At 20.0% G+C, this 3,753-nt stretch carries 2 protein-coding genes and 1 pseudogene; all 3 read left to right on the plus strand.

Annotated elements, in window-relative coordinates; translation table 11 throughout:
- Nucleotides 1–2,067, plus strand: a 2,067-nt coding sequence (locus H0H57_RS03090; protein ID WP_238784326.1) for a translocation/assembly module TamB domain-containing protein, incomplete at its 5' end; no start/stop codon positions are given.
- Between the two features lie 358 nt (nt 2,068–2,425).
- The gene (locus tag H0H57_RS00140) at nt 2,426–2,950 is read left to right on the plus strand and encodes an Lrp/AsnC family transcriptional regulator (RefSeq protein ID WP_185863829.1); all 525 of its coding nucleotides are present in this window, start codon (nt 2,426–2,428) and stop codon (nt 2,948–2,950) included.
- Nucleotides 2,951–3,169: 219 nt separating this feature from the next.
- A pseudogene (locus tag H0H57_RS00145) lies at nt 3,170–3,753 on the plus strand (hypothetical protein); the annotation flags it as partial.

The following is a 3,753-nucleotide window of genomic DNA, read 5'->3' on the forward strand; positions in this document are numbered from 1 at the left end:
AAACCAAAAAGAAACAAGAATATATTTTCTGATATTCAAATTTCAGGAGAAAAAAAAGATAATACATTAAAAATGATTTTTTATACAAAATCCATACAATTAAATAATATTTTTATTGATCGATTATTTGTAATGATAGATTCTTCTTTGAAAGAAAAAATAAAGATCCATGTAGAAAAAATCATTTTCAAAAATTGTTTTTCAAAAAAAATAAATATGTCTATTTTCGATTATACAAATTTTTTGATAATAAAATCGAAGTTTTTTTTCAAATTAAAAAAACAAGAATACAAGGAACAAATACTGAATTTTTTTTGCAAGAAAGAAGGATACTTCCTAACATGTAATCCTTTTCTTTCTAAATTAAATATAAATGGAAACAATTGGATGATTGATGATAATTATCCTAATTTAGGAATCATTAAAATTGATTTTATCCATCAAAAATATATTATTAATAATATTATTTTTTTCTATGAAAAACAGAAAATTATTGTTAATGCAAATTGTATTAAAAATAAACAAAAAATGTTTCAATTGTATCTAAAAAATGTACCATTAAAAAAAATCATTTTTAATAAAAATATAGATGGATTGATAAATGGTTTTTTTTGTTATAAAAATGTTTATAATCAAATTGAACCTAATATCAATATAATTCTTAAAAATTTTTCAATTGGAAAGAAAATTTTAGGAAATTTTTCCATTTTTTCTTTGAAAAAAAACAAAAAATATTATGAGATTAATGGAATTCTTAGAAAGAATTCTTATGATTTTTTGAAAATATTTGGAAATATTAAAAATGAATCACAAAATAAAACCCAACTTAATTTGGATCTCATCATTCAAAACATGAAAATAAATAATTTTTCTTTCTTTTGGAAAAAAATGAATACTGAAGTCAGAGGGACTCTAACAGGAAAAATTCAAATTTTTGGTCATTTGAATGATCCTCATTATTTTGGAAAATTAGAAATTCAAAAATTTGGAATCAAAATCAATTCTGCAAAGACAAATTATGAAATCATAAATCCTGCATATATCAATATTTCTTCTGAGTTTTGCACTTTATCCACTTCTTATTTTGTGGATACTAAATATAATACAACAGGATATATTAATGGTTTTTTTTCACACAAAAACCTTATTCAATGGAATCTAATAAAATTATCTATCAATACAAAAAATTTGCTTGTTTTAGATTCGGATGAAAAACAAAACAATTTTTTATTTGGAAAAATTTTTACTCATGGAAAAATTCAAATAACAAAAAGAAAAAATCATACTCTGATTTCCATGAACAATGGAAAAATTTTGAATTCTTCTCATTTATACATTAACCCTAAAATATTAAAATGTCATAAAGAAAATGTATCCCAAAAAAAATTAAATGATGGAGAAAAAAAAGAAAAAGAAGAAGATGAATTATTACTAATAAATGTAAATACTATTATAAATAAAAATACAAAAGTATCAATATTCTTAGATAAAAATCATTTTATTGAATTTAGAGGAAAAGGTTTTCTTTTAATAGAAAAAACATTCAAAACAAATGTACAAACTAGTGGTAGATTTTTTGTAAAAGATGTATTTTATCATTTTTATAAAAATGATAAAATACCAATCAAGTTAGAAAAAACATTCAAAATAAAAACGGGAGGATCTATTACTTGGAAAAATGACTTTTATCAATCAAATATTAATCTCATTGTTTATGAGACTAAATACGTATACAATATTATTGAATATATAGAAAATTCTTTCATTGAAAATTCAAAAAATCAGAAAAATATAATATTTACAGAATTAAGAATTCATATTTCCGGTAAAATACAAAAACCTAATATTAGTATGGAAATTCTTTTTCCTGATAGTCAAAAAAGTATACAAAAAAAATTATCAGAAAAATTCAATTCTTTTGAAGAAAAAACAATGCAATTTGCATCTATTCTAATATTTGGAAAATTTTTCATCAAAAAAAATTTTTTCTATTTTTCTATAGATGAAATGATTTTGAATAAATTAAAAAATATATTATATAATAATTTAAATTTCATCAATTATTAATCAATTTATAAATAATCATTATATTTTTTTGAAATCTTCAAAATCATGGGGTACATAATTTTTTTGAATTAAAAAATGATTATAGCTTATTTTTAATAAAACAATAAAAAAAATGCACGATATATTAATTGATTTTATTTTTTTCATGAAAAATCAATAAATATAAAATTTTTATCTTATTTCAGAAAATTATATGTAATTGACTGCAAATAAATTATGAAATTGATTTTATCATACAAATAAAAACTATAAAATATCTTGAAAAACAAGAATCTATTTCTTCAAAATAAAGTTTTGTATCTTGGTATTTTAATACCTTTATTCAAAAAAAATTAAGAAAAAATAAAAATATAAAACAATGATTCTAAGATATAATACAGACGAAATCGACAATACTATTGTTAGAAAATTAAACATAAATGCTAGAACTCCCTACACTGAAATCAGTAAACAAATCAGTCAAGAAATCAAATCATTATCTGTTGGAACAGTTCATGTTAGAGTAAAAAAATTAGAAGATGCAGGAATTATAAAGGGGAGTACTTTAATTATCGGATATGAATCATTAGGATTTCATTTAATAGCTTTCGTCGGAATTTTATCGGATTCTCGTGAATCTCAATTAGTAAAAGAAGAATTAAAAAAAATACCCAATATAGTCCAACTCTATATTACTTCAGGAAAATACAATCTATTTTGTAGAATTATTGCTAGAGATCCTTCAGATGCAAGAGATGTAATTTCTAAAATAGGAGAAATCAAAGGAGTACTCAGAACAGAATCTACTATTTGTCTAGAAGAAAGTATTAATGATGAAAATAGATTATTATCTAATATTTTACAAAAACACAAAACATCTTATAAAAAAAAACATACATTATAAATAATATAATTGAAAATGTTTATTATCTATCATTTCAATATGAATTTTTTTCTTTAAAAAAGAAAAAAATTTCTCCTCCCGAAAAAATGGCTTAAGTTCCAATTTTTTTAGGTAATGACTAACTTCTTTAAATTTTATAATAAAAATATTGCATATAAAATTTTAGTTTTAATTATTGCAATTTTATTATTGACATTTTTTTTCCCAAAAAAAGAGATCATGAAATATGAATTTTTAGAAGGAAAAATTTGGTCTTACGAAAATTTATTTTCTCCATTTAATTTTTTAGTTACAAAAAATAGTCAAGATATAGATTGTGAAATTCAAAAATTGAAAAAAAATCAAGAGATATTCTGTATTAAAAATGAAAAAACAGTAAAAAATATAAAAAAAAAGTTAAAAAAAATTTCAATTCTACGAAAGAACAAACATTACAATCAAATTGTTCATAGTATAATCAATACTATATATAAATATGGATATCTGGAAAATTATGATAATTTCACAAAACAAAATAAAAATTACATAATTTTTTTGAAAAAGGATAAAAGTTGGATCCCCATTTTATATCAAAAAATTATCACATATGACAAGATCAATGATCTTATTGAAAAGAATTTTAGGAAAAAAAGTGATCGTATAAGAATTTTAAAAAAAATTTTAAGAAAAATTATTGTACCTAATTTATTTTATAGCCAATATTATACAGATTTTTTTTTGAAAAAAAAAATTCAATCTATCAAAAAAATTAAATATTCCTTTACAAAAGGAGATAATATTATTAGTAATAATGAGATTATAAG

Origin of the sequence: Blattabacterium cuenoti (assembly GCF_014251755.1) — a bacterium.
In the GTDB taxonomy this organism is placed as follows: domain Bacteria; phylum Bacteroidota; class Bacteroidia; order Flavobacteriales; family Blattabacteriaceae; genus Blattabacterium; species Blattabacterium cuenoti_AN.

What these genes read in the sequence shown, in the direction of transcription:
- H0H57_RS00140 (WP_185863829.1), top strand. Translation starts at nt 2,426, where the DNA reads ATGATTCTAAGATATAATACAGACGAAATCGACAATACTATTGTTAGA.